The organism is Agrobacterium salinitolerans (assembly GCF_002008225.1).
GTDB classification, from domain to species: Bacteria; Pseudomonadota; Alphaproteobacteria; order Rhizobiales; family Rhizobiaceae; genus Agrobacterium; species Agrobacterium salinitolerans.
On sequence record NZ_MRDH01000006.1, the window covers coordinates 1030061 to 1055708 of the forward strand.

Genomic DNA, 25648 nt, shown 5'->3' on the forward strand with positions numbered 1-25648 from the left:
GTTGCACCCGAATTCTGACAGGGAATCACCTGCATATGATGTCATAGACCGGATTTGCGACGAGGAAAACAAAGGACAATGGCGATCTGCGCTACGACGGCGAGAGCCTGGAATAATTTTCCGCATCGCACATGTTCCAGGGAATAATTCCCCGACAATGAAACAAATACGCAAGTCCATCTCTTAATTGCTGAGGAAATCGGCGTATTGTCGGCGACCTCCCTCGAGAATGCGTGTAAAAAGTGCAACATTCTCGTTTTTTGCACAATAAAGAGACATCTCATGTCACAGGCAACGACGTCCGCCGGCCCCTCCGGGCCTAAACCCTTTTACCGCAATTTCGGCTTTCAGGTTCTGATCGCCATGGTCATCGGCCTGCTGCTCGGGCTTGTTGCGCGCAACATCGGCCCCGATGCCGCCGGCAGCCCGAACTGGCTTTCGGTGACGCTGCAGACCATCGGCAGCATTTTCGTACAGCTGTTGCGCGCGCTTGTGCCGCCGCTGATCTTTACCGCCATCGTCGCCTCCATCGCCAATCTAAAGAACCTTTCCAATGCGGCAAAGCTCGTCTGGCAGACGCTTTTGTGGTTCGCCATCACCGCCCTGATCGCCGTGGTCATCGGCATCGTGCTCGGCCTCGTCATTCAGCCGGGTGTCAACACGGCGATTGCCAATACGGCAGCGGCCGCACCCTCCTCCACCGGCTCCTGGCTGGACTTCCTCAAGGGTCTGGTTCCTGCCAACGTCTTCGGCCTTGAAGCGTCCACCAAAATCAACAACGGCGCCGGCAGCACCTCGCTGAACTTCAACGTGTTGCAGTTGCTCGTCGTATCGATCGCCTTTGGCGTCGCAGCCCTCAAAGCCGGCAAGGCGGCGGAACCGTTCCTCGCCTTCAACCAGTCGCTGCTGGCCATCGTGCGCAAAATCCTGTGGTGGGTCATCCGCCTCACCCCCATCGGCACCATCGGCCTGCTCGGCCGTGCGGTTGACCAATATGGCTGGACGACGCTGTCGCAGCTCGGCTGGTATGCGGCGGCGGTCTATATCGGTCTGGCGCTCGTGCTGTTCGTGGTCTATCCGGCGCTCCTTCTCGCCCACGGCCTGAAACCCTCACGGTTCTTTGCGGGCGCATGGCCAGCCATCCAGCTTGCCTTCGTCTCACGTTCCTCCATCGGTACGCTTCCCGTCACCGAAACCGTGACGGAAAAGAGCCTCGGCGTGCCGCGCGAATATGCCGCCTTCTCCGTGCCGCTCGGCGCCACCACCAAGATGGATGGCTGCGCCGCGATCTATCCGGCAATCTCGGCGATCTTCATCGCGCAGTTCTTCCAGGTGCCGCTCGGCATTCAGGAATATGTTCTGATCGTCTTCGTTTCCGTGCTCGGTTCCGCTGCAACGGCCGGCCTGACGGGTGCTGTGGTGATGCTGACGCTGACACTCTCCACCCTCGGCCTGCCGCTGGAGGGCGTGGGCCTGCTGCTCGCCATCGACCCGATCCTCGACATGGGCCGCACGGCGGTCAACGTCGCCGGACAGGCACTGGTGCCCACCATCGTCGCCAAGCGCGAAGGCATTCTCAACGAGGCCGTCTACAACAACGCCAAGGACATCGACGCGCTCGATGACCGGGAAGTGGCGGCGGCCTGAGAACATCTGCCGGCGGTAGCGGTCGTCACGCGCGATCGCTACCGTTGCAATGCAACTTTCCACCCCGATGCGGCTTTTCCCAAAATGCAAACAGGCGTATCAATCGCGGCAATAAAACTGCCGTACGGCTGTCATATCAGGGAGAAACAAGATGCGTGTTTCCATCGTCCTCGGTTCGCTTGCCGCCATGCTGGCGCTCACCGCCTGCCAGACGCTGACGCCGGAAGAGCGGCGGGCGCGGGATGAGGCGACATGCCGGGGTTATGGTTTCCGCCCCGGCACGGACCCGATGGCCGGTTGCCTTCTCGATCTGGAGATGGACCGCCGCGCCGATAACCGCGCCTGGCAGGCGCAGATGAACCGCGACATGTTCTACCGCCCCGTGGTGGTGGAGCGGCGCATCATCGTCCAACAGAACCCCTGACGGGAATGAAGGCGACATTGCTTGGCGTCTCGCCCTCTCTCGCCTTTGCAGCCAGCGTCGCCTGCGCCGCCGCAAGCCGGGCGATGGGCACGCGGAAAGGTGAGCAGGACACGTAATCGAGATCCGCATCTTCGCAGAAATGGATCGAGGCCGGATCGCCGCCATGTTCGCCGCAGATGCCGAGCTTCAGTTCCGGCCGTGTCTGGCGGCCGCGCTCGGCGGCGATGCGGATCAGTTCCCCCACCCCGTCGAAGTCGAGCGAGATGAAGGGATCGCGTTCGATGATACCCTTGCGCTGATAGGTATTGATGAACCGCGCCGCATCGTCTCGGGAAATGCCGAAGGTGGTTTGCGTCAAATCGTTGGTGCCGAAGGAGAAGAATTCCGCGGCTTCCGCAATGACATGGGCGCGTAGTGCCGCACGCGGCAGCTCGATCATGGTGCCGGTGAGATATTCGATCTCCATGCCGGTTTCCTGCGCCACGGCTGCGGCAACACCATCGATGACCGCAGTCACGTAATCCAGCTCGGAGCGGAGGCCGACCAGCGGCACCATGATTTCGGGCACGACGGGTGCGCCGGTGATGCGCGCCGCAGCGACGGCCGCTTCAAAAATGGCGCGTGCCTGCATTTCGGCGATTTCCGGATAGGAAATGGCCAGACGGCAGCCGCGATGGCCGAGCATGGGGTTGAATTCGTGCAGCGCATCCAGCCGCTGGCGGAACACCGTCTGCGGCATGCCCATGGCGGCGGCGACCTCGACGATCTCACCATCGGTCTTCGGCAGGAATTCGTGCAGCGGCGGGTCGAGCAGGCGGATCGTTACCGGCAGGCCGTGCATGATCTGGAACAGTTCGGTAAAATCCGATCGCTGCATCGGCAGAAGCTCGTCAAGCGCTGCCCGCCTGCCCTTTTCGCTTTCGGCGAGGATCATTTCGCGCATCACATGGATGCGGTCGCCCTCGAAGAACATGTGTTCGGTGCGGCAGAGGCCGATACCCTCGGCACCGAAGGCGCGGGCGGCACGGGCGTCGGCAGGCGTATCGGCATTGGTGCGCACCGTCATGCGGCGCAGGCTATCAGCCCATTCCATCAGCTTGCCGAAATCGCCCGAAAGTTCCGGCTGTGTCATCGGCACTTCGCCCTTCAGTACCCGGCCGGAAGAACCGTCGATGGTGATGATGTCGCCGCGTTTCAGCATGCAGCCGACGCCGATCAGCACCTTGTTGCGCATATCGACGCGCATGGAGCCGGCGCCGGTGACGCAGGGAATGCCCATGCCGCGCGCCACCACGGCGGCGTGGCTTGTCATGCCGCCACGCGTCGTCAGAATGCCTTCGGCGGCATGCATGCCGTGAATATCTTCCGGGCTGGTTTCGATGCGCACCAGAATGACGCGGCGTCCCTCCGCTTCGGCGGCGACCGCCTCTTCCGAGGTGAAGACGATCTCACCCGTCGCCGCACCCGGCGAGGCCGGCAGGCCGGAGCCGATGATGGGGCGGGAAATACCGGGATCGATGGTGGGGTGCAGCAGCTGGTCGAGCGATGAAGGCTCGATGCGGCAGACGGCCTCCTCCTGCGAAATCAGCCCGGCTTCCACCATATCGACAGCGATCTTCATGGCGGCGCGGGTGGTGCGCTTGCCGGAACGGGTCTGCAACATCCAGAGCTTGCCGCGCTCGATAGTGAATTCCAGATCCTGCATGTCACGATAGTGCGTTTCCAGCCGCTTGCAGATCGCCAGAAATTCGGAAAAAGCCTCCGGCATCAGCTTTTCCATGGAAGGCTTGTCGGAACCCGATACCAGCCGCGCGGCCTCGGTGATGGATTGCGGCGTGCGGATGCCTGCAACCACGTCTTCCCCTTGCGCATTGACGAGGAATTCACCGTAAAGCTCTGCCTCGCCGGTCGAGGGATTGCGGGTGAAGGCAACGCCGGTTGCCGAGGACGAGCCAAGATTGCCGAAGACCATGGCCTGAACGTTGACCGCCGTGCCCCAGTCGCCGGGAATATTATGCAGGTGACGATAGGTCACGGCGCGGTGGTTGGTCCAGCTGGCGAAAACTGCGCCGATGGCACCCCAGAGCTGGACATGACAATCCTGCGGGAAGGCTTCGCCAAGCTCGTCCTCGATCAGCTTCTTGTAGAGCGAAACGACGTGCTGCCATTCGACCGCCGACATGTCGGTATCGTATTCATGGCCAAGCCGGCCTTTTTCGTCCTCCAGGATTTCCTCGAACATTTCATGGTCGAGGCCCATGACGACATCGCCATACATCTGGATGAAACGGCGATAGCTATCCCACGCAAATCGGGCGTCGCCCGCATCGTGGCCAAGCGCCTCGACCGTGCGATCGTTGAGCCCGAGGTTGAGGACGGTGTCCATCATGCCGGGCATGGAGGCGCGGGCGCCGGAGCGCACGGAAATGAGCAGCGGCGACTTGCTGCCGCCGAAGGTTTTGCCGGTGACGATCTCCATGCCATGCAGCCCGGCCATGACCTGCAGCTTCAGCTCTTCGGGAAGATCGCGGCCATTCTTGTGATAAAGCGCGCAGGCATCGGCGATAATCGTGAGGCCGGGGGGAACGGGTAGGCCGAGACTTGCCATTTCGGCAAGGTTCGCGCCCTTGCCGCCCAATATAGCAACGTCACCTGCCCTGCCTTCGGCAGCACCATTGCCGAAGGTATAAACCCATTTTTTCATTCCACGCTCTCCACCCAGAAGCGTTGTCATTTTTCTATCATCTACAGCATTGCCAGCATGTTGGGAACGCCGCAACGTGCAGTTTACATCGCAGTGCAGCATAATTGCGGCGAATTACGCGCAAGAATTGCCGCAAAGGCCAAATACGGCATGATTGACGCATTCGTGTAGTGCGCTGAAACGGAGTGTTGCCTAAGCCATTCAAATCGCTGCAAAGAGATTATTCATGCAATTTACCCGCCGCCATACGTTGAAATTTGCCGGAATTTCCTGTGCCGCCACCGCTCTTGCCGGGGCGCTCAAAGCGGAAGGGGGTGCAACTCCCGCAAATGCCACCCTGCCCTTCGCCTTAACGACACCGATGCATGTGGGTCAGGCGGCGCTGCGTGTGCGCGATCTCGATCAGATGATCGAGTACTACCGCTCGGTGCTCGGTATGAACGAGGTGGAACGCACGGCAAGGGGTGTGACGCTCGGTATCGGCAACGTGCCGCTGCTCGATCTCGTGCACAAGCCGGCGGCGGATTTCGAGAGCCCCACTTCCGCCGGCCTGTTCCACATCGCCTATCTGATGCCCTCCCGCAAGGATCTGGCGCGATGGCTGGTGCACGCGGCGCTGAAGCAGGTGCCGCTAACGGGTTTTGCCGACCACAATGTCAGCGAGGCGATCTATCTCAACGATCCCGAGGGCAACGGCATCGAGGTTTACAGCGACCGGCCGAAGGACACATGGGTCTGGAACGGTAACGTGGTGAAGATGGGCACCGAACAACTCGATGTCGATGATCTCGTGACGCTGACCGATACCAGAAAAAGCGATTATGAGGCTGCCCCGGCGGGGATGCGTATCGGGCATGTTCACCTGCGGGTCGGCGAAATCGCCGCCGCCCGCGCCTTTTACGAAGAGGCCATCGGCCTGCGACCGACGCAGGATGCGCGCTCGGACGCGTCTTTCCTTTCTTCCGGCGGTTATCACCATCATCTGGCGGTGAATACATGGAACAGCAGGGGTGCGAAGGCACGCAACGCTTCCGAAACCGGCCTCGACTGGTTTTCAATTACCGTTCGCAATTCCGCCGATCTGGAAGCGCAGAAGACGCGGCTGCGGGCCGCCGGTTGCGTGCTGGTGGAGATGGAGAATAACGTCGTGGAAGCGATCGACCCCTGGGGCACGCGGCTGCGGCTGGTGCCGGGTTGAGGTTTGAGGCTTTAATTTTGCGGCGAGGAGATGCCGAGAACGCCTGCGCCATATCGTTCGAATTCCGCAAAGCACAGCATCCGCATTCCCTCATTCCTGCGCTCGTCACAGGAATCTAGCCAGCCCAAGTCCTTAGGCTGGAAGGGCTCCTGTCGCCGCGCAGACGCGCGCCGGCTGGATTCCTGTGACGAGCACAGGAATGAGCGAAAAAAGGGGCGTGTGCCCCCTAGGAAGAAAGCCTTGCGAGGCCACGGCAGCGGCCTCGCAAGGCATTCCATCCGGTACAGGAAACCGGATGGTGGGGTCTGGAGAGAGCCCTAAGCTTGTGACCAATACATAGCAAAATGCCGCGCGAAGTCGCTCACCCGAATGGGTGAGACAGCGCGATAAATTCCCATTGAGCAAAAGTCGGGAACGTATCCCCCAACAAGCCGCCTCAGACGGCTTCGCGTAACTGTTCGGCGGTCTGCAAATCCACGGAGACGAGTTGCGACACTCCCTGCTCTGCCATGGTGACGCCGAACAGGCGGTTCATGCGCGCCATGGTGATGGGATTGTGGGTGATGATAACGAAGCGGGTTTCGGTGGAGGCCACCATCTCGTCCATCAGGTTGCAGTAGCGCTCGACATTGTGGTCATCGAGCGGCGCGTCCACCTCGTCCAGCACGCAGATTGGTGCGGGGTTGGTCAGGAAGACCGCGAAGATCAGCGCCATGGCCGTCAGCGCCTGCTCGCCGCCCGAAAGCAATGTCATGGTCTGCGGCTTCTTGCCGGGCGGGCGGGCGAGGATTTCAAGGCCGGCTTCCAGCGGGTCGTCGGATTCGATCAGCTGCAATTCCGCTGTGCCGCCGCCGAAGAGATGGGTGAACAGCCGCTGGAACTGCGAATTGACCACGTCGAAGGCGGCGATCAGCCGTTCTCGGCCCTCGCGGTTGAGGTTCTGGATACCGGCGCGCAGCTTGCGCACGGCGTCGATGATGTCGTCCCGCTCCTTGATGAGCGCCTCGAGCTTGGCGGAAAGCTCGGCCTGTTCTTCCTCGGCGCGCAGATTGACGGCGCCAAGCCTTTCGCGCTCGATCTTCAGCCGGTCAAGATCGCGCTCGACATCGCGTATATCCGGCTTCGGCTGATCCGGGCCAAGGCCGGTCAGGCGAAATGCCATATGTGGCTCGGTATTCAGCGTTTCGCGGATGCGATGTTCCGCCTCCTGCCGTTTTTCGCGGGCGGAGACCAGCCGCTCTTCGGCACGGCCGCGCTTCTCGCGGGCTTCGGCCAGTTCAGAAAGCGCCGTCGCCGCCACCCGGTCGGCGGCACGTTGCAGGTTTTCGGCCTCGGCCAGCCGGTCGGCGGCGGCGCGGCGGGCGTCTTCGGTCTTTTGCAATTCGTTGAGCAGGTTACGGCGTTTCTCGTCGAATTCCTCCGGCGCAATGTCCAGTTCGGCGATTTCCTCGCGCGCTTCTTCCTCGCGTTCGCGCAGCGTGGCGATATGATCGGCAGCACTTGCCGCCCGCGATTGCCAAGTGGAACGCTCCTGCCCTATCGCCTGGATTCTGCGCTGGCGGCTTTCCGCCTCGCGGCTCACGCCCTCATGGCGGGCGCGCGCTTCCGCCAACAGGCCGCGGTCGGTGGCAACTTCGAGCTGGCTTTCGCGCAGCTTGAGATCAAGCACGGAAAGGTCCGGCGCATCTTCCATTTCGATACGGGCATTTTCTTCCTGGACGGCGATTTCGTCGATCTGCGCGCCAATCTGGTTCAATGCTTCGGAGACGATATCCCGGCGGCGCAGCAGATCGCCCGAAGCCCGTTCGGCAGAAGTCAGCGCCTCACGCGCCTCGGCAAGCTGTCGGGTCGCAAGCCGGCTCCGGTCGCGCACGTCCGAAAGCCGCAATTCGCTGCTTCTGATGTCCTCGGTTTTCGCGGCAAGCTGGTCTTCGGCGTCTTCCAGAATGGAGCGGGCCTCATCCAGTTCCGTCTCGATTTCGGCAAGGCGGTTCTTCTGCGACAGGCGAAGTGCTGCTGCACCCGGCGCATCGGCGCTGGCGATATGCCCGTCCCAGCGGAACAGTGCGCCCTCGCGCGTGACCAGTCGCTGGCCGGCTTTCAGCGAGGGCAACAGGCGCCGGGCCTCCGATACGTCTGCAACGACGCCGATCTGCGCAAGGGCACGTCTAAGCGCATCCGGCGCCTGCGCATAATCCAGAAGCGGTTTGGCACCCTGCGGCAGGGCGGGATCGCCAGCGCCGTCGCCATTGCCGCCCCAATAGGCGGGGGCGCTCGCATCGAGCGGGCTTTCGAGATCGTCGCCCAGCGCCGCGCCCAATGCGGCCTCATAACCGCGCTCCACCGTCATTTCTTCCGCCACCGGCGTGAAACTGCCATTGGCAGCAGCGCTGGAGGCGAGGATTTTGGTGATGGTGCGCGCTTCTATATCCAGTGCGTTCAGCCGGTTTTTCGCGGCTTCCAGCGGCCCACGCGCCAGTGCTTCGGCGGAACGCGCCTCGGCAACGGCGGCCTCGGCCTCTTCCACGACAATCAAAGCGTCCTCGACCGCGATCTCAGCCGCCTCTACAGCTTCGCGCCGCTCCGCAGGATCGGGAAGGCCGGAGAGCTTTTCGTCGACGGCGTCAACCTCGGCGGATGCTTCCTGCGATTGCCGCTCGAGCCTCAGCTTGCGGTCGGAAAGATCGCGGATCGCCCGCTCCAGCTGCTGACGGCCGGCAGCGGCTTCCGCGCGTTCGGCGGTGATTGATGTGAAGATGGCTTCGCTTTCCGACAGCTTGACGGTCGCAGCCTCGAAGGCCTCGCGCATCTCGTCGGCGTGGCGACCGGAATCGGAGAGGATTTCCAGAAGCTCGGCCTCTTCTTCATCAAGCCGCGCGAGTATCTGGGCATTATCGGCGACCAGCCGTTCCTCGCGGACGATATCTTCGCCAAGCTGCGAGAGACGGCGGGCCAGCTCGTCGCGGCGGCGCAGCAGGCGGTTCGCCTCGTCATCCAGCTGAGTGCGGGCGATCTGCAGGCGTTGCAGGGCGGCGGCGACGCGGGCCTCGTCCTCGCGCAGTTCCGGCAATTTCAGGCTGGCGATGGCCTGCTGCTTGGCCGCCTCCATCTGGCCTTGAGCCTTTTCGGCGACGATGTTGGTCGCCTGATTAAGCGCGCTTTCCGCCTCGCCTTCCGCTTCCTTTGCCTCCACCCAGCGGATGTGCAGAAGGGTCGCCTCGCGGGCGCGGATATCCGCCGACAGCATCTTGAAACGGTTGGCCTGACGCGCCTGGCGTTTCAGGCTTTCGATCTGGCTTTCCAGCTGGGCGGTCACATCCTCCAGCCGCTCCAGATTGGTTTCGGCGGCGCGCAGGCGAAGCTCGGCCTCGTGGCGGCGCGAATGCAGGCCGGAAATGCCGGCGGCCTCTTCCAGCAGCTGGCGGCGGGCCTGCGGCTTGGCATTGATAAGTTCGCCGATGCGGCCCTGCCCCACCATGGAGGGCGAGCGTGCGCCGGTGGAGGCATCGGCAAACAGCAGTTGCACATCCTTGGCGCGCGCTTCCTTGCCATTGATACGATAAACGGAGCCGTTTTCACGTTCGATGCGGCGCGTCACCTGAATTTCATCGGCATCGTTGAAGGCGGCGGGCGCGGTGCGGTCGGAATTGTCGAGATAAAGGCCGACTTCGGCGGTGTTTCTGGCCGGGCGGTTGCCGGAGCCGGAGAAGATGACGTCATCCATGCCGGATGCGCGCATGTTCTTGTAGGAGTTTTCGCCCATCACCCAGCGCAGCGCTTCGACCAGATTGGACTTGCCGCAGCCATTCGGACCGACAACGCCTGTCAGACCGGGCTCGATGATGAATTCCGATGGTTCAACGAAGGACTTGAAACCGACGACGCGGAGCTTGTTGAACTTCATGCCGCCATGCTCCGGATATAAAAACGGCAATAAAAAACGGGCGTGCGGAAATTTCCGCCGCCCGTCTCTTTCAGGCTTCGGTGATCAGAGCAGCTTGTCGATGACAGCCGACATGGTTTCAACCGACATGTCTCCTGCGTATTTCTTGCCGTTGATGATGAAAGTCGGCGTGGAGTTGATGCCGAATTCCGTCGCACCGCGTTGCATGGTTGCGTTCACATCATCCAGAAGTTTCTGGTTCGTCAAGCAGGCCTCGAAAGACTCCTGTGAGAAACCGGCCATTTTCGACATTTGCAGCAGGGCGGCACGCGCATCCTGGGCGGTCGCCCAGCTCTGCTGCTGCTTGAACAGCATGGAAACGAAGGGGAAATACTGTCCTTCCGGTGCGCAGCGCGCCAGCATGAAGGCGGCAGCGGCGCGCGGATCGAACGGGAATTCGCGCAGCACGAAATAGACCTTGCCGGTATCGATGTACTTCTTCTTGATTTCTTCGAAGGTCTTGTTGTGGAAGTTAGCGCAGTGCGGGCAGGTCATCGACATATATTCGACGATCTTGACGGGTGCGTTGGCATCACCGAGCGCTGCTTCCGGCAGCGGGCCGGGCTTCATCACCGCAGCCATATCCACATCACCGGTGGATTCAGGCAATTCCTGCGCCTGGGCAATACCGGGCGTGAAGGCAAACGGCAGAGCCGTGGCAAGGGCGGCAAAGGCAACACCGCCGAGAAGGCTGCGACGGGAAATGGTCAGTTCGGGAAAATGCATGAAAGCACCTGTTGGTAATAGACTCTATTGTCCGTTGATTCCGATATAGCGACGGCCTGTTCATCACAAGCGGGGTTTTGAACTCTTCTTGTCAAAGAATTGTGACCAGTCAAGGACGGCATCCTTCATCAAATCGTCTTGCGCCCCGGCTTCTTCTGCAACACCGCCGTTCCAAGCCTTTCCACCGCCTTGCGCAATGCCTCGCTCTCGATGCCTTCCATCATGTCATCGAGACGTTTTGCCGCATCGCCGCGCAGGGGCTGCGGTTTGCGCCGGCGGGTGATGGCCTGCGACACCGGCTTCTGCACGATCCTGATCTGGCGCACCGCCGGAAAGCCGAAAAAGCCGTTGATGCGGGCAATCAGTTCGCCCTGCGCATGGGTGAGAAACAGGGCGCGCGCGCCTTCGCAGGCAATCGTCAGCACGCCGGGCTGATAACCACCGCGATCCGGGCCTTCGTCGCGGCGCGGCCAAGTGATCTTTTCGGGCCGTGTGCAATCGGCAAAATCGTCGCCGGCAATCTCGTCCCAGGAGCCGAGCAGCGCGGTGTTGATGCCGGCGCGTTTCGACAGGACCGGGTCCATGATGCCATTGGCAACTTCGGCGATCTGGACGACGCCTTTCCTCTGTTGAACGCCCTTCTGGGGATAACGCATGTTTCACTCACGTTTTGGGAGCCGGCGAATCCGCATGTTCTTGATCGCCCGCTTCTTATGTCCCAACTATAGGCCAAATCGAACAGAAACGGCAAACCATGCTTCAAAAAACCGCCTCGTCGTCTTATGCGCAGATGCTGCTCGCATGGTACGACCGGCATCATCGCGAATTGCCCTGGCGCACCTCCCCGGCCATGGCGGCGCAGGGAAAACGTGCCGATCCCTATCACGTCTGGCTTTCCGAAGTGATGCTGCAGCAGACGACGGTGCAGGCGGTCAAACCCTATTTCCTGAAGTTTCTCGCCGCCTGGCCGCGTGTTGACGATCTGGCGGCGGCACCGGTCGAGGATGTCATGGCCGCATGGGCGGGGCTGGGTTATTACGCCCGCGCCCGCAACCTGAAAAAATGCGCGGAAGCTGTGTCGCGCGAACATGGCGGCGTCTTTCCGGATACGGAAGAGGGCCTGAAGCAATTGCCCGGTATCGGCGACTATACGTCCGCCGCCGTCGCTGCCATCGCATTCAATCGTCAGGCGGCTGTCATGGATGGCAATGTCGAACGGGTCATTTCGCGGCTCTTTGCCATCGATGCACCCCTGCCCGGCTCAAAGCCCGCCATGAAAGCGAAGGTGGCAGAGCTGACACCTGCCGAAAGACCCGGCGATTTTGCCCAGGCGATGATGGACCTCGGCGCAACGATCTGCACGCCGAAGCGGCCGGCCTGCGCGCTCTGTCCGTTCAATGGCGTCTGTCTGGCGCTTGCGGAAGACGAGCCGGAACGGTTTCCGGCGAAAGCCGCGAAAAAGGCAAAACCGGTGCGGCTCGGGGCTGCTTTTGTGGCCGTCAATACAGAAGGTGAAATCCTGTTGCGGCGGCGCATCGACAGCGGGCTTCTGGGCGGCATGACCGAGGTGCCGACAACGGCATGGACCGCCCGTCTGGATGGCGGCACGGAGGTCAGCCACGCGCCCTTTCCCGCCGACTGGCAGGCGGCGGGCGTCATCGTGCATGTCTTCACCCATTTCGAACTGCGGCTCACCGTCTATCGCGCACAGGTTCCGGATGGCCTTCAAACCGGACCGGATGACGGATGGTGGGAGCCGGTTACAAATCTTGACGCGCAGGCGCTGCCAACGGTGATGAAGAAAGTCATCGCGCAGGCTATTCCATCCACGCATCGGCCCGAAAATCGGAATCGATTTTCGACAGGAACGATGCGCAACTCAAAGCTTTAGAGCGTCTTTCAGACGCTCTAATATCCGATAAAAGCAGGAACATTCGATGACCAAGATTGAGCATATCGTATTCGACATCGGCAAGGTGCTGATCCACTACGATCCGCATATTCCCTATAGCCGCCTTATCCCCGATGCCGATGAGCGCCAATGGTTCTTCGACAATGTCTGCACCCATGACTGGAACCTCGAGCAGGATCGCGGCCGCCGCTGGGAGGACGCCGAGGCCTTGTTGGTTGAGAAATTCCCGGACCGGGAAGAGCACATCCGCTCCTTCCGCAAGTTCTGGCATGAGATGGTCTCGCATTCCTACGACGACAGCGTCGCAATCATGGTCGGGCTGATCAACAGCGGCCATGACGTGACGATGCTCACCAACTTCGCCTCCGACACTTTTCGCGAAGCGCAGAAGATGTTTCCCTTCCTCACCTTGCCGCGCGGCGTCACCGTCTCTGGCGATGTGAAGCTGCTGAAACCTGACGTGGCGATCTATGAGCTGCACGCCAGGGAATTCGGCCTTAACCCCGCCGCTAGCATCTTCATTGACGATACGCTCGCAAATGTCGAAGGCGCAAAAGAAGCCGGCTGGCAGGCGGTGCATTTTACCGGCGCCGAGAAACTGAAGCAGGATTTGCATGCTTTTGGGGTGGTCGTTTAATCATCCACAGATCAGTAAAAGAAATTGGCGCAGGCGGAAATGGCGGTCTCCGGCCTGCGCCAGTCCTGCCGCAAGCGGCATCGGACGCAATGTTTTTGTGAGCTTTCCGAACCGGATTTTCACAACCATTGCTCTGATTTGAGACAGTATTGTTCGTCTCTTGCGCGAAACTTGCCTGACTAAAATAATATATTCGAAAATACCAACGCCCGACACCGAGGTGCCGGGCGTTGGTCGTTCTCCATCCGGGACTGAAGGTACTAAACCGGACGGAGACGTATGCTGGCAAGGGCGGGCGGTGGATCGTCCGTCTTCAGCCTTTTGGGCTTTCGACTATTCGGCCTTTGCCATTTCACTGCGGATGATGGCTCTGAGATCGTCGATCGGCTTCAGGTCGTCGCCGTCTTCGAAGTGCCAGAACGTCCATCCGTTGCATGCGTCGAGACCCTGCACCTTCGCGCCGAGGCGGTGGATGGAGCCGGCGGTTCCGGCGGATGCAAGCGTACCATCCGCACGAATAATGGCGCTATAACGGCGCTTCGCATCCGTCAGCACCTGGCCGGGGCGGACGAGGCCGCTTTCCAGCAAGGTGTTGAAGGCAACGCGGGGCTCGGCCTTCTTGCCGGTCATGACCGTCAGTTCCGCCTTGCCGAGCGGCTCGACGGCGGCGATGCGGGCGGACGCCGCATCGATGTAATCCTGCTCGCGCTCAATGCCGACAAAGTGACGGCCGAGACGTTTTGCAACAGCACCCGTGGTGCCGGAGCCGAAGAACGGATCGAGCACGACATCGCCCGGCTTGGTGGACGCCATGATGATGCGCGCCAGCAAGGCTTCCGGCTTCTGGGTGGGATGCACCTTCTTGCCGTCCTCGCCCTTCAGCCGCTCATTGCCGCTGCAGATCGGGAACAGCCAGTCCGAGCGCATCTGCACATCGTCATTGGAAGCCTTCAGTGCGTCGTAATTGAAGGTATAGCTCTTGGCTTTCGGATCGCGGCTCGCCCAGATCATCGTCTCATGGGCGTTCTGGAAACGGCGGCCCTTGAAATTGGGCATGGGGTTGGTCTTGCGCCAGACGATATCGTTGAGGATCCAGAAATCGAGGTTCTGGAGCATGGCGCCAACGCGGAAAATATTGTGATAGGAGCCGATGACCCAGATGGTGCCATTGGGCTTCAGCACACGACGGCAGGCGAGCAGCCAGGCGCGGGTGAAGGCATCATAGGCCTCGAAGGAGGCGAACTGGTCCCATTCGTCATCGACGGCGTCGACCAGCGATTGATCGGGCCGGTGCAGCGTGCCGCCAAGCTGGAGATTATAGGGCGGATCGGCGAAAATCGCGTCCACCGACTGGCTCGGTAGGGCATCCAAGGCAGCGACACAATCACCTTTGATGATGCTGTCTTTCCAGGCGTCACTCTCACCCGCACGATCAAAACCGGCACGCCGAAAATCGGCCAGCGGAAAAACTGCTGCCATTGGTACTCGCTCCATACGCTTACTCTCTACTGATGCTTATGGTTACCGAAGATGGTTATCAAAGCCTGAACAAGTCACGGAAAATGCGAAATAAATCGCTGTCGCGGCACGCAGGCGCGATTTGCGGCGGCCGGCGGGGGAACCCGAAGCCGGGCAAAAACGTTGTGCACAATGGGTTCTCCTGTCCCCGCATATCGGCGCGGCGGGAGGAGCCATGATGGCAGGGGGTAATCCGCAATGGGGTCCGTGATGAAAATGGCTTCTTTTTCCATGAGTGTCGTCTGCGCTGCACTTTTCGCAACGGCGCTGCCAGCGCCCTCGCAGGCGCAGCAACCGGCCCCGCAATATAACGTCGTCACCGATGCGGTCCTGTTCGATGGCGGCCCCTCGCTCGGCAACAGCGACAGGGTGCGTTGGGATTTCTACAAGGCAGACCGCTCCGGCGGCCGCACCGACGACAATGCCGGCGGGTCCTATGACGCCACCTTCGAGGCGAAACTGCCGGCGGGCAAATATGTCGGGGTCGCGGCGCTCGGCAATGTGACCCGCGAAGTGTCGTTCGAGGTCAAGGACGGAAGCGTCGCGAGGCCGAAAGTAAATTTCGATGCGGCCGAATTAACCGTCGTGCCGAAGCGCAGCGCCGGCGGCGATGTGGAAACCCAGGCGAAAACCGAAATCACCAAGGGCGACTTCAAGGACAGTGTCTATGGGCAGAATACTGTCTTCGTGCCGGCCGGCGAAATCACCCTCACCGGCAGCATCGGCCCGGCGCGGGCTGAGGAGACGCTTGCCATCAAGGCCGGCGATAAGATCAGCCACGAGCTGGTGATTCCAAGCGGCGTTGTCGTTGCCAAGGCGGTTTATGCGGAAGGCGGCAGGGCCGTCGAAACGGATGATATCCGCTTCGAGGCCATGTCGGCCAAGGAAACACTCGATGGCACGCGCCAGACCATCAACGGCACTTACGGCACCGGCAAGATGATGGAAATGCCGGCCGGGGATTTCGTCATGCGCGCCCGTCTCGGCAAGGTGACGGTGGAACAGCCCTTCACCATGACTGCCGGACAACGCACGGAAATTACCCTCAATCTCGATGCCGGCGTTCTCGCCATCACCGCCCCTGGTGCTGAACGGATCGATATCGTCGAAACGACCAAGGATCTTCAGGGCACGCAGAAGGAGATTTCCGGTCGTTACGGCACGAAACATCAGGAAACCCTGCATCCGGGCGATTATTCGGTGAAGGTAAGCTACGACAAGAAATCCGGTCGCGAGCCGAAGGAAATCAAGGCGACGGTCAAGGCGGCGGAGCGGACCGAGACGACGGTGGCGGAGTAATTGCGGCGGGGCGCTTGTTCCCTGCTTCCTCTCACCTCATCCCTGTGACAAGCACAGGGATGAGGGCCGGCGGAATTTAGAACATCACGATTTCCGGCCGGAAGGCCCGTATTTGGGCCTGAGCATCGGATGGCTGGAAAGACCCGCCGCATCCTTCGGCACCACCTGCAACGGCGCGCCGATTTTCACGCCGGCAAATCCCGAGGCCGCGATGCGGTCGCACAGCCTGATCCACTGGCAGCCGCGACAGGCCTGCCGGATGTCTCCAGCGACAAAAGCCAAGCGCATCTTGGTGAGAAAATCCGGCGTCACCCGCAGCCTTTTACCGGCGGCCAGTGCCTCGCCCAAAAGCGCCGACACCGACAGACGGGCCGTCTCGTCCCGTTGGACAATGCCTTCGTTGAAACAGTGGGCGTGGCTTTCGCAGAGCAGACCTTCGCAGATATCGTCCGCCCCTTCCACCAGTTCGATATCCTCGCCCGCATTCAGCCGGGCGGCGACACGGTCATAATTTTCGACGAAGCCGGACGTATATCCCTTGCCCACATAGGTCAGCATACAGAGAAGATGGTGGGGGCGGAGACGGACGGTCACGGGCCCGTCCTATCCGACGATGGCGAAGGCGTCGCGCACCGAGCCGGACGAGGTGCGGATCGCCTTGCGGCCGATCCATTGCACATGCCCGTCGAGGATACGCACCGCCTCTTCGGCGCGGCCGCCGCGCAGCGCGTCGATGATCGCGCGGTGATCGGTATCGGTACGACGCTCCCAGCCGGCGCGCCAGGCGGAAAACAGGAAGCGGGCGCTCGCCGCATGCAATCCGTCGATCGCCTCCATCAAACGTGGCATGTTGCAGGGCGCGGTGATGAGGCGATGGAAACGACGATTGGCCTCCTCCCAATGCTGCACATCGACGGCGCTGTCGCCTTCGAGCGTTGCGGCCTCCGCCTGGTCGAGAATGGCTGAAGTCATGTTGGGAATGGCGTGGCGCAGCGCCAGAACTTCAAGGGCGGCGCGCATTTCCGCCACCTCGCGCACATCGTCAAGGCCGAAATCCGCCACCCGGACACCCCGGCGCGGAATGCTGGCCGCCAGTCCCTGCGCTTCCAGCCGCCGGAATGCCTCGCGCACCGGCACATGCGAGGCGCCGAATTCGGCGGCAATGTGGTCCTGCCGCAACCTTTCGCCCGGTGACAGCTCACCGCGAACGATACGCTCGGCAAGCGTGCGGCTGATGCGCGCGGCAATGGTGTCTTCAGGCGTATTCTTCACTGTCTTGGGCATAACATCCCATAACGCATATGGCGCGGCCGTGTGTAGCGGTTTTTGCGCGAAAGAGGAACGCCAAACCAAATATTCGAGGCGACGCAGTCGCTTACACAGGCCGACCGAGCTATGAGCCTGATGGGACCGACCTCTGCGGGCGAGCCGGTTGAGCTTGGCGCAGACATGGTCTAAAAGCCCGGCATCATCTTCTTCCAGCCAAATTCGATACAGGGAGCGCCCATGAGCGGCTTCGACCTCATTATTTTCGACTGTGACGGCGTTCTCGTCGATTCCGAAATCATCGCGGCGCAGGTGGAATCGCGTCTCCTGACCGAAGCCGGATATCCGATCTCCGTCGAGGAAATGGGCGAGCGTTTCGCCGGCATGACCTGGAAGAATATTCTCCTGCAGGTGGAAAGCGAAGCCAGCATTCCGCTGTCGGCATCGCTGCTCGACAAGTCGGAAAAGCTGCTCGACATGCGGCTGGAACGCGACGTGAAGGTCATCGAAGGCGTCAAATTCGCCCTCTCGCGCCTGACGACACCGCGCTGCATCTGCTCGAACTCATCGAGCCACCGCCTCGACATGATGCTGACGAAGGTGGGGCTGAAGCCCTATTTCGCGCCGCATATCTATTCCGCCAAGGACCTTGGGGCCGACCGCGTGAAGCCCAAGCCCGACATCTTCCTGCACGGTGCGGCGCAATTCGGCGTTTCCCCCGACCGCGTGGTCGTGGTCGAGGATTCCGTGCACGGCATCCACGGCGCTAAGGCCGCCGGCATGCGCGTCATCGGCTTTACCGGCGCATCCCACACCTATCCGAGCCACGCCGACCGGCTGACGGATGCGGGTGCGGAAACGGTGATTTCGCGCATGCAGGACCTGCCCGCCGTGATCGCGGCGATGGCGGAGTGGGAAGGCGCTTTTTAGTTGCTGGCTTTCGCCCAAACGCCATTTCGTCATGCTCGGGCTTATCCCGAGCATCTGCAACGGTTTGAATTTACGTGAGGTGTTTGGATCCTCGGGACAAGCCCGAGGATGACGTCGCGTATGAGGAATATTCCTCCGTAGTCCAACCGGAGCCCGCAAAAGCAGCCCCGGTTTTTTACATCTAGCCCGTCAAATCACCGGCGTTTGGTCTTGGCCTTCGCGCCCTGCTCGGCAAATCCGATATAGACGCTGACAGACCGCGGCGCGCCGCCCGGTCCGTTCGGGATGGCGACGTGGTCGTTGTTGAAGATGAACTGCGTGCCAGCACCGCCTGCGGGGAGATCGATGGCGAAGTTGGTCGTTTCGCCGAAAATCTCGCCGTCGCCGTCCTTCACCGTCACGCGGATCGGCACGGTCACGCGGCCGGGCTTGCCCATCGGGCCGGGAACGAGGCGGCCCTGCGCCAAGACGTTCACAGTCAGTGTCGATTCATTGGCGGTGCAGGAGCGTGTCGTGTCTGACAGCGAGACCTGATAGGCGAGTTTCTGCGGATCGTCCTTGGCGCCACCGGCGTAAACGCGATGGACGGCATTGGCGTCGAGAACCGTCACCGTCGGGCAGTTTGCCTGCACAACCGGGGTCACGGCATTGGCCTGCGCGGCTGGAGGATTGACGGCAAGCGAGTCCGACGGGTTGGATGAATTGCATCCTGCAACGACGGCCAGAAGCGACATCGCGGCGGACAAACGCAAGAAATTCCCTGACACTCTTCTAATTCCCTCTCCATTGTCCCGGAACCGAACCGGAGACGCTGTTTATTGACCTTTCACGCAGGTTGGCGATGGTCTATAGCAGCGACGCCGGAAAAAATCGATTGGCATGTTCGGTTTTGCTTGAATTTTCAAAAAAGCCCTTCATTACCTCGCCAATCGCCTCATTCCGGCGGGATGCTGCTGATAAAGAGCCGGCAACGGCACGGACAGACCGGTAAACGACAAGGGACTATCTCGTGAAATATGTATCGACCAGGGGTGCGGCCCCTTCGCTTGGTTTCTGCGACGCGCTTCTGGCGGGCCTTGGCCGTGATGGCGGGCTTTACGTGCCGCGCGAATGGCCCTCCATGTCGAAAAAGGAAATCCGCAACCTGCGCGGAAAATCCTATCAGGACGTCGCCTTCGAGGTTCTCTACCGTTTCACCGGCGGTGAAATTCCGGCCGACAAGTTCAGGGCGATGATCGACGACGCCTATTCGACGTTCCGCCATCCGGCCGTAGCACCCCTGACGCAGACCGGGCCGAACACCTTCGTGCTGGAGCTTTTCCATGGCACCACGCTCGCCTTCAAGGATGTGGCGATGCAGCTTCTTGCCCGTCTGATGGATTATACGCTGACGCAGCGCGGCGAACGCGCCACCATTGTCGGCGCCACCTCCGGCGACACGGGCGGTGCGGCGATCGACGCCTTTGCCGGCCGCGAGCGCACCGATATCTTCATCCTTTTCCCCAATGGCAAGGTTTCGCCGGTACAGCAGCGCCAAATGACGACATCCACCGCTTCCAATGTTCACGCAGTGGCGATCAACGGCAATTTCGACGATTGCCAGACGCTGGTCAAAGAGATGTTCAACGACGTGAAGTTCCGCGACGGCGTGAAGCTTTCCGGCGTCAACTCCATCAACTGGGCGCGCATCATGGCGCAGGTGGTCTATTATTTCACCGCGTCTCTCTCGCTCGGCGGTCCCGACCGGAAGATTTCCTTCACGGTTCCAACAGGCAATTTCGGCGATATCTTCGCCGGTTACGTCGCCAAGAAGATGGGTCTGCCGATCGACAAGCTTGTCATCGCCACCAATGACAACGATATTCTGGCGCGCACGCTGAAGACCGGCCGTTACGAGATGCGCGGCGTCAAGCCGACCACCTCGCCTTCCATGGACATCCAGATTTCGTCCAACTTCGAGCGCCTGCTGTTTGAGGCTTATGACCGCGATTCCGCTGCGGTGAAGGCGTCGATGGACGGGCTCAAGCAGTCCGGTGCGTTTGAAATTCCGGCGAAGGCACTGAAATTCATCAAGAAGGATTTCCGCGCCGGCCGCGCCACCGAAAAGCAGGTGGCGGCGACCATTCGCGACACGCTCGAGAAAACCGGTTACCTCATCGATCCGCATACGGCGACAGGCGTTTTCGTGGCTGAGAAACACGAAAAAGCGTCAAGCCCGATGGTGGTTCTGTCTACCGCCCACCCGGCAAAATTCCCGGCCGCTGTAAAATCCGCTTGCGCAATCGAGCCTGCGCTTCCAGTATGGCTAGCCGATATTATGAACCGGGAGGAGCGTTTCGACATTCTGGACGCAGAGCTGAAGGCCGTGGAAACCTTCATCGGCCAACATGCACGCGCCGGCAAATAGAGACGCGGAAAGACGTTGAGTATGAAAGTTAATGTGACCCGGCTTTCGTCCGGGTTGACCGTTGTTACGGAAAGAATGCCACATCTCGAAAGCGTTGCTCTTGGGGTGTGGATCAAATCCGGGTCCCGCAACGAGACGACTGCCGAACACGGCATCGCCCATCTTCTCGAACATATGGCGTTCAAGGGCACGGCGCGCCGCACCGCCCGGCAGATCGCCGAAGAGATCGAAAATGTCGGCGGCGAAGTCAACGCCGCGACATCGACGGAAACGACCTCCTACTACGCCCGCGTCCTGAAAGACCACGTCCCCCTCGCCGTCGATATCCTTGCCGACATTCTGACGGAATCGCTGTTCGACGAAGACGAGCTGGAGCGGGAAAAAAACGTCATTCTGCAGGAAATCGGTGCCGCCACCGATACGCCCGACGACGTGATCTTCGACAATTTCTCCGGTATCGCCTATCGCGACCAGACCATCGGCCGCCCGATCCTCGGCACGCCGGACACCGTCCAATCCTTCACCACCGGCCAGATCAGGCACTATCTCGCCCGCAACTACACGACGGACCGCATCTTCGTCGTGGCGGCCGGCGCAGTCGATCACGAAAGCTTCGTGAAGCAGGTCGAAGAGCGTTTCGCTTCGCTGCCGCTCGTGCCAGCGGCAACGCCTGTCATGGAAAAGGCGATCTATACCGGCGGCGAAATCCGCGAGACGCGCGACCTCATGGATGCGCAGGTGCTGCTCGGTTTCGAAGGCAAGGCCTATCACGCCCGCGATTTCTACTGCTCGCAGATTCTCGCCAATATTCTCGGCGGCGGCATGTCATCACGCCTGTTCCAGGAAGTGCGTGAATCCCGTGGCCTGTGTTATTCCGTTTACGCCTTCCATTGGGGCTTTTCCGATACCGGTGTCTTCGGCGTTCATGCGGCGACCGGAGGCAATGACCTGCCGGAACTGATGCCTGTCATCATCGACGAATTGCGCAAGTCGTCGGAGATCATCCATCAGGACGAAATCAACCGTGCCCGCGCGCAGATTCGGGCACAGTTGCTGATGGGACAGGAAAGCCCGGCAGCCCGCGCCGGTCAAATTGCCCGGCAGATGATGCTTTATGGCCGCCCCATCCCCAATGAGGAGATGATGACGCGGCTTGAGGACATTACCCGTGAACGCCTGACCGATCTTGCAGGACGACTGTTTTTCGAGACAGTACCGACACTCTCCGCCATTGGTCCGCTCGAACATCTGCCGCCTCTCTCAGACATGACTGCCGCGCTTTCCGCGCAGCAGCCTGCAAGGATAAAGGCGAACGGATAAACCACTATGAGAGCGGGACTTAAAGGCGGAGACCGCTCACATCATTCGCCACCCCGCCCGCGGGTGGCGAAATCTGCCGAACAGGGATCGTGAATGCTGCGTTTTCTTTCCCGACATAGCGACACGCCCGAACTGCGCAGCGCCAATCACCTTCTCAGACTGCCCCGTTATGGCGATTTCAAGCAGTGGCATGTGCTGCGCTCGGAAAGCCGCCACTTTCTGCAGCCATGGGAGCCGACCTGGCGGCCGGACGAGCTGACGGAAAGCGCTTTCCGAACGCGCGTGGTGCGCAACGGCCAGGAATTTTCCTCCGGCACCGCCGTTTCCTTTTTGCTGTTCGAGAAAGAGACGCTGCTGGTCGGCGGCATCACCATCGGTTACATCCGCCGGGGTGCGGCGCAAAGCTGCATGATCGGATATTGGATCGGCGAGCGGCACGCCGCCCAAGGCCATATGTCTGCCGCATTAAAATTGGTAATACCATACATCTTCAACGGACTTCAGTTGCACCGTATCGAGGCAGCCTGTATTCCGGAAAACTTCAAAAGCATCCGGCTTCTCGAAAATGCCGGGTTCCAGCGGGAAGGTCTCTTGCGGGAATATCTGAAAATCAATGGCCAATGGCGGGATCATATGATGTTTTCCCTTCTTGCCGACAAGCAAAGCTCCGGCGGAACGAAGTACGATACATGACCTACAATCACACTGCGCCTCGCCTTGCGAAACGTCTGGCGGCACTCGTGCTGGCTGCGCCGATTTTCCTGCTTTTCCTGCTTTTCTCCTCCTATTCCTACGCCTTCGAACCGGTGAAGATTTCCCGTGACGACACGGCGCTCGATCTCACCGCGACGACCGATATCTATGCCAATCAGGGCGAAGCCTTTCAGGTCTCGACCGCACCCGGCCCTGACGGTATCCGCCGCCGTATCGAAGTGCGCGCCAGTTCCGAAGACCATCAGGGTGACTGGGCGGTCTTTGCGCTTGCCAATGTCTCCGAAGAGCAGCTGGAGCGCGTGATCGTCGCGCCGCATTTCCGCCTTGTCAATTCCAAGCTGTTCTGGCCCGATCTCGGCTCGCAGCGCATCATCGCGATCACGCCGAGCGAGGGTTTTGCGCTCGACCGGCAGCCCAGCCCGGATGCTGACGTCTTCCGCATCACGCTCAATCCCGGCTCCGTCATCACCTTCGTGGCCGAGCTTTCGACGCCGCAGTTGCCGCAGATTTATCTTTGGGAACCGGAAGCCTACAAGGACACGATCAACGCGTTTACGCTCTATCGCGGCATCGTGCTCGGCATCGCCGGCCTGCTGGCCGTGCTGCTCACCATCCTGTTCGTGGTCAAGGGAACTTCGGTCCTGCCAGCCTCGGCTGCGCTCGCCTGGGCGGTGCTCGCCTATATCTGCGTCGATTTCGGCTTCCTTGAAAAGCTCATCACCGTCACCTCAAGCGATCAGCGAATATGGAGGGCGGGCGCCGAAGTAGCGCTCGCATCCAGCTTCGTCGTCTTCCTCTTTACCTACCTCAACCTCAACCGATGGCACGCGCATCTGGGTTATGCGACCTTTGCCTGGGTGGTGGGACTGGCGCTGCTGTTCGGCGTGGCGATCTATGATCCTTCGGTTGCGTCGGGTATTGCGCGCGTTTCCTTCGCGCTGACGGCAACTGCGGGCATTGCGCTCATCATCTATCTCGGTTTCAACAAATACGACCGGGCAATCCTGCTCGTCCCATCCTGGGCGTTGATCCTCGTCTGGCTGTTCGGCAGTTGGTTGACCGTCACCGGGCAGCTCGACAATGACATCGTCCAGCCTGCCCTTGGCGGCGGGCTGGTACTGATCGTGCTTCTCATCGGCTTCACCGTCATTCAGCATGCTTTTGCAGGCAGCGCCTATCAGCAGGGGCTGTTCTCCGATCTCGAACGCCAGTCACTGGCGCTGACGGGCAGCGGCGACACGGTCTGGGACTGGGATGTGACGCGCGACCGCATCGTCACCACACCTGACATTTCCAACCGGCTTGGGCTGGAGCCGGGCACCATGCACGGTGCCGCGCGCAACTGGCTGCCGCGTCTGCACCCTGATGACCGCGACCGGTTCAAGGCGACGCTCGACGTGCTGCTCGACCATCGCAAGGGCCGTCTGAACCACGAATTCCGCATTCGCGCCGAAGACGGGCATTTCCACTGGCTGCAAATCCGCGCCCGTCCGGTTCTTGGCTCCAACGGCGAGATCATCCGCTGCGTCGGCACCATCACCGATATCACCGAACAGAAAAATTCGGTGGAACGGCTGTTGCAGGATGCGATGAACGACAATCTGACCGGGCTTCCGAACCGGCAGGTCTTCCTCGACCGGCTGCAATCTATCCTCAACCTCTCCCCCGACAGCGAGGGTGTGCGCCCGACCGTGATGGCGATCGATATCGACCGCTACAAGCTGGTGAATGACACGCTCGGCATTGCCGCTGGCGACAATATTCTGATTGCGTTGACCCGCCGCCTGCGCCGCCTGCTCAAACCGCAGGATACGCTGGCGCGTCTCGGCGGCGATGAATTCGGCCTGATCCTGACCTCGGAGCGTGATCCGCAGCGTGTCGCGGATTTTGCCGATGCGGTGAACAAGGCGATCATGGTGCCGATCAACTTCGCCAATCGCGAAATCATCCTCACCGCCTCCATCGGTCTCGTCTCGTGGATCGACCAGCAGGAAAGTGCGGCCGGATTGCTCAGCGATGCGGAACTCGCCATGTATCGCGCCAAGCGCGCCGGCGGCAACCGCGTCGAGCCGTTCCGCCCCGCCTTCCGCACGTCCGGCACCGACCGGTTGCAGATGGAAAGCGACCTGCGCCGGGCTATCGAGCGCAAGGAGCTGTCGCTCGCCTATCAGCCGATCGTCAAGCTTGACGATGGCGAACTGGCCGGTTTCGAGGCATTGATGCGTTGGGAGCATCCCAAGCGCGGCAATATTCCGCCGAGCGAGTTCATTCCGATTGCCGAGGCGTCCGGACTGATCGAGCCGCTCGGCATGTTTGCGCTGGAGCGCGCCGCGACCGACCTGATGGACTGGCAGCACGCCATCGACAAGATGCCGATCTTCATTTCCGTCAATATTTCCAGCGCGCAGCTGCTGAACAATGAATTGTACAATGACGTGCGCGGCATGCTGACCCGCACCCGTTGTAATCCGCAGCAGCTGAAGCTGGAACTGACGGAATCCGTCGTGATGGAAAACCCGGAGCAGGCGCGGTTGGTGCTCTCCAAGCTCAAGGAAACGGGCATCAGCCTCGCCATGGACGATTTCGGCACCGGCTATTCGTCGCTCGCCTATCTCACCCGCTTCCCCTTCGACACGATCAAGCTCGACAAGGCGTTGGTCGCCAATACCAGCGACAAGCGCAACGTTCTCTTGCGCTCCGTCATCGCCATGGCGCGGGCGCTCGACATGCAGGTCGTGGCGGAAGGCATCGAAACACCTGAAGATGCGGCCGAACTGGCACGCATGAACTGCCATTTCGGCCAGAGCTTCCTGTTCGGCACGCCTGTCTCCGGCGACGCGGCGCTGAAGCTTCTGCGCGAGCGGTTCCAGCCGACGAAGCGGGCTTCCTGAGCGAAGGGGGGGCGGTGATGTGTCTACCCTGGACGAGTGCGACGTCATCCTCGGGCTCGTCCCGAGGATCTAATCACGCATCCTAAAATGACCATTGGAGAGATTATTCCTT

Annotated in this window: 19 protein-coding genes; 11 read left to right on the top strand and 8 right to left on the bottom strand. The window is 60.9% G+C overall.

Annotation, left to right across the window (positions count from 1 at the left end; translation table 11 throughout):
- Positions 1-282 precede the first annotated feature (282 nt).
- Both BS627_RS09205 and BS627_RS09210 read left to right on the top strand, forming a co-directional pair.
- On the top strand, positions 283-1647 hold the full coding sequence (locus BS627_RS09205) for a dicarboxylate/amino acid:cation symporter (RefSeq protein WP_077982780.1): 1365 nt from the start codon (positions 283-285) through the stop codon (positions 1645-1647).
- 151 nt (positions 1648-1798) lie between these two features.
- Positions 1799-2071 (top strand): hypothetical protein, encoded by a 273-nt coding sequence (locus BS627_RS09210; RefSeq protein ID WP_077982781.1) that lies wholly within the window; start codon positions 1799-1801, stop codon positions 2069-2071.
- Here the strand turns inward: BS627_RS09210 and ppdK are convergent.
- Positions 2049-4775, bottom strand: a complete 2727-nt coding sequence (gene ppdK, locus BS627_RS09215) for a pyruvate, phosphate dikinase (RefSeq protein WP_077982782.1) — start codon at positions 4773-4775, stop codon at positions 2049-2051. The genes BS627_RS09210 and ppdK overlap by 23 nt on opposite strands.
- Before the next feature lie 226 nt (positions 4776-5001).
- Here ppdK and BS627_RS09220 point away from each other — a divergent pair, with 226 nt between their 5' ends.
- Positions 5002-5973, top strand: a complete 972-nt coding sequence (locus BS627_RS09220; RefSeq protein ID WP_077982783.1) for a VOC family protein — start codon at positions 5002-5004, stop codon at positions 5971-5973.
- A 436-nt stretch (positions 5974-6409) separates the two neighbouring features.
- Here the strand turns inward: BS627_RS09220 and BS627_RS09230 are convergent, their stop codons facing one another.
- The 3 genes from BS627_RS09230 to BS627_RS09240 form a co-directional block, all read right to left on the bottom strand.
- Positions 6410-9877: a chromosome segregation SMC family protein gene (locus BS627_RS09230; protein WP_077982785.1), complete on the bottom strand. Its 3468-nt coding sequence runs from the start codon at positions 9875-9877 to the stop codon at positions 6410-6412.
- Positions 9878-9961: 84 nt separating this feature from the next.
- Positions 9962-10642 (bottom strand): DsbA family protein, encoded by a 681-nt coding sequence (locus tag BS627_RS09235; RefSeq protein WP_077982786.1) that lies wholly within the window; start codon positions 10640-10642, stop codon positions 9962-9964.
- 128 nt (positions 10643-10770) lie between these two features.
- Entirely contained in the window at positions 10771-11298 is a 528-nt protein-coding gene (locus BS627_RS09240; RefSeq protein WP_077982787.1) for a DUF721 domain-containing protein, read from the bottom strand.
- Positions 11299-11396: 98 nt separating this feature from the next.
- Between BS627_RS09240 and mutY the strand changes: the two genes are divergently transcribed.
- Both mutY and BS627_RS09250 read left to right on the top strand, forming a co-directional pair.
- Entirely contained in the window at positions 11397-12533 is a 1137-nt protein-coding gene (gene mutY, locus BS627_RS09245; protein WP_077982788.1) for an A/G-specific adenine glycosylase, read from the top strand.
- Positions 12534-12579: 46 nt separating this feature from the next.
- Positions 12580-13191 carry an HAD family hydrolase gene (locus tag BS627_RS09250; protein WP_077982789.1) on the top strand — a complete coding sequence of 204 codons (612 nt, stop codon included), beginning with the start codon at positions 12580-12582 and terminating at the stop codon, positions 13189-13191.
- Between the two features lie 333 nt (positions 13192-13524).
- Here the strand turns inward: BS627_RS09250 and BS627_RS09255 are convergent, their stop codons facing one another.
- Complete coding sequence (locus tag BS627_RS09255) at positions 13525-14670, bottom strand: site-specific DNA-methyltransferase (protein WP_077982790.1); 1146 nt, start codon at positions 14668-14670, stop codon at positions 13525-13527.
- Between the two features lie 237 nt (positions 14671-14907).
- Between BS627_RS09255 and BS627_RS09265 the strand changes: the two genes are divergently transcribed.
- Positions 14908-16008: a hypothetical protein gene (locus BS627_RS09265; protein ID WP_077982791.1), complete on the top strand. Its 1101-nt coding sequence runs from the start codon at positions 14908-14910 to the stop codon at positions 16006-16008.
- Between the two features lie 84 nt (positions 16009-16092).
- Here the strand turns inward: BS627_RS09265 and BS627_RS09270 are convergent, their stop codons facing one another.
- Entirely contained in the window at positions 16093-16566 is a 474-nt protein-coding gene (locus BS627_RS09270) for a DUF1284 domain-containing protein (protein WP_077982792.1), read from the bottom strand.
- Between the two features lie 45 nt (positions 16567-16611).
- On the bottom strand, positions 16612-17292 hold the full coding sequence (locus BS627_RS09275; RefSeq protein ID WP_077982793.1) for a GntR family transcriptional regulator: 681 nt from the start codon (positions 17290-17292) through the stop codon (positions 16612-16614).
- Positions 17293-17514: 222 nt separating this feature from the next.
- Here BS627_RS09275 and BS627_RS09280 point away from each other — a divergent pair, with 222 nt between their 5' ends.
- Positions 17515-18204: an HAD family hydrolase gene (locus tag BS627_RS09280; RefSeq protein WP_077982794.1), complete on the top strand. Its 690-nt coding sequence runs from the start codon at positions 17515-17517 to the stop codon at positions 18202-18204.
- 194 nt (positions 18205-18398) lie between these two features.
- Here the strand turns inward: BS627_RS09280 and BS627_RS09285 are convergent, their stop codons facing one another.
- On the bottom strand, positions 18399-18938 hold the full coding sequence (locus BS627_RS09285) for a PilZ domain-containing protein (protein WP_165691208.1): 540 nt from the start codon (positions 18936-18938) through the stop codon (positions 18399-18401).
- Between the two features lie 275 nt (positions 18939-19213).
- Here BS627_RS09285 and thrC point away from each other — a divergent pair, with 275 nt between their 5' ends.
- The 4 genes from thrC (at position 19214) to BS627_RS09305 (ending at position 25536) form a co-directional block, all read left to right on the top strand.
- On the top strand, positions 19214-20611 hold the full coding sequence (gene thrC / locus BS627_RS09290; RefSeq protein ID WP_077982796.1) for a threonine synthase: 1398 nt from the start codon (positions 19214-19216) through the stop codon (positions 20609-20611).
- Between the two features lie 21 nt (positions 20612-20632).
- Positions 20633-21931, top strand: coding sequence for a M16 family metallopeptidase (locus BS627_RS09295; protein ID WP_077982797.1), 1299 nt, complete (start codon positions 20633-20635; stop codon positions 21929-21931).
- A gap of 93 nt (positions 21932-22024) precedes the next feature.
- Complete coding sequence (locus BS627_RS09300; RefSeq protein ID WP_077982798.1) at positions 22025-22624, top strand: GNAT family N-acetyltransferase; 600 nt, start codon at positions 22025-22027, stop codon at positions 22622-22624.
- Positions 22621-25536, top strand: coding sequence for a sensor domain-containing phosphodiesterase (locus BS627_RS09305; RefSeq protein ID WP_077982799.1), 2916 nt, complete (start codon positions 22621-22623; stop codon positions 25534-25536). Before BS627_RS09300 ends, BS627_RS09305 begins: the two co-directional genes overlap by 4 nt.
- Positions 25537-25648 lie beyond the last annotated feature (112 nt).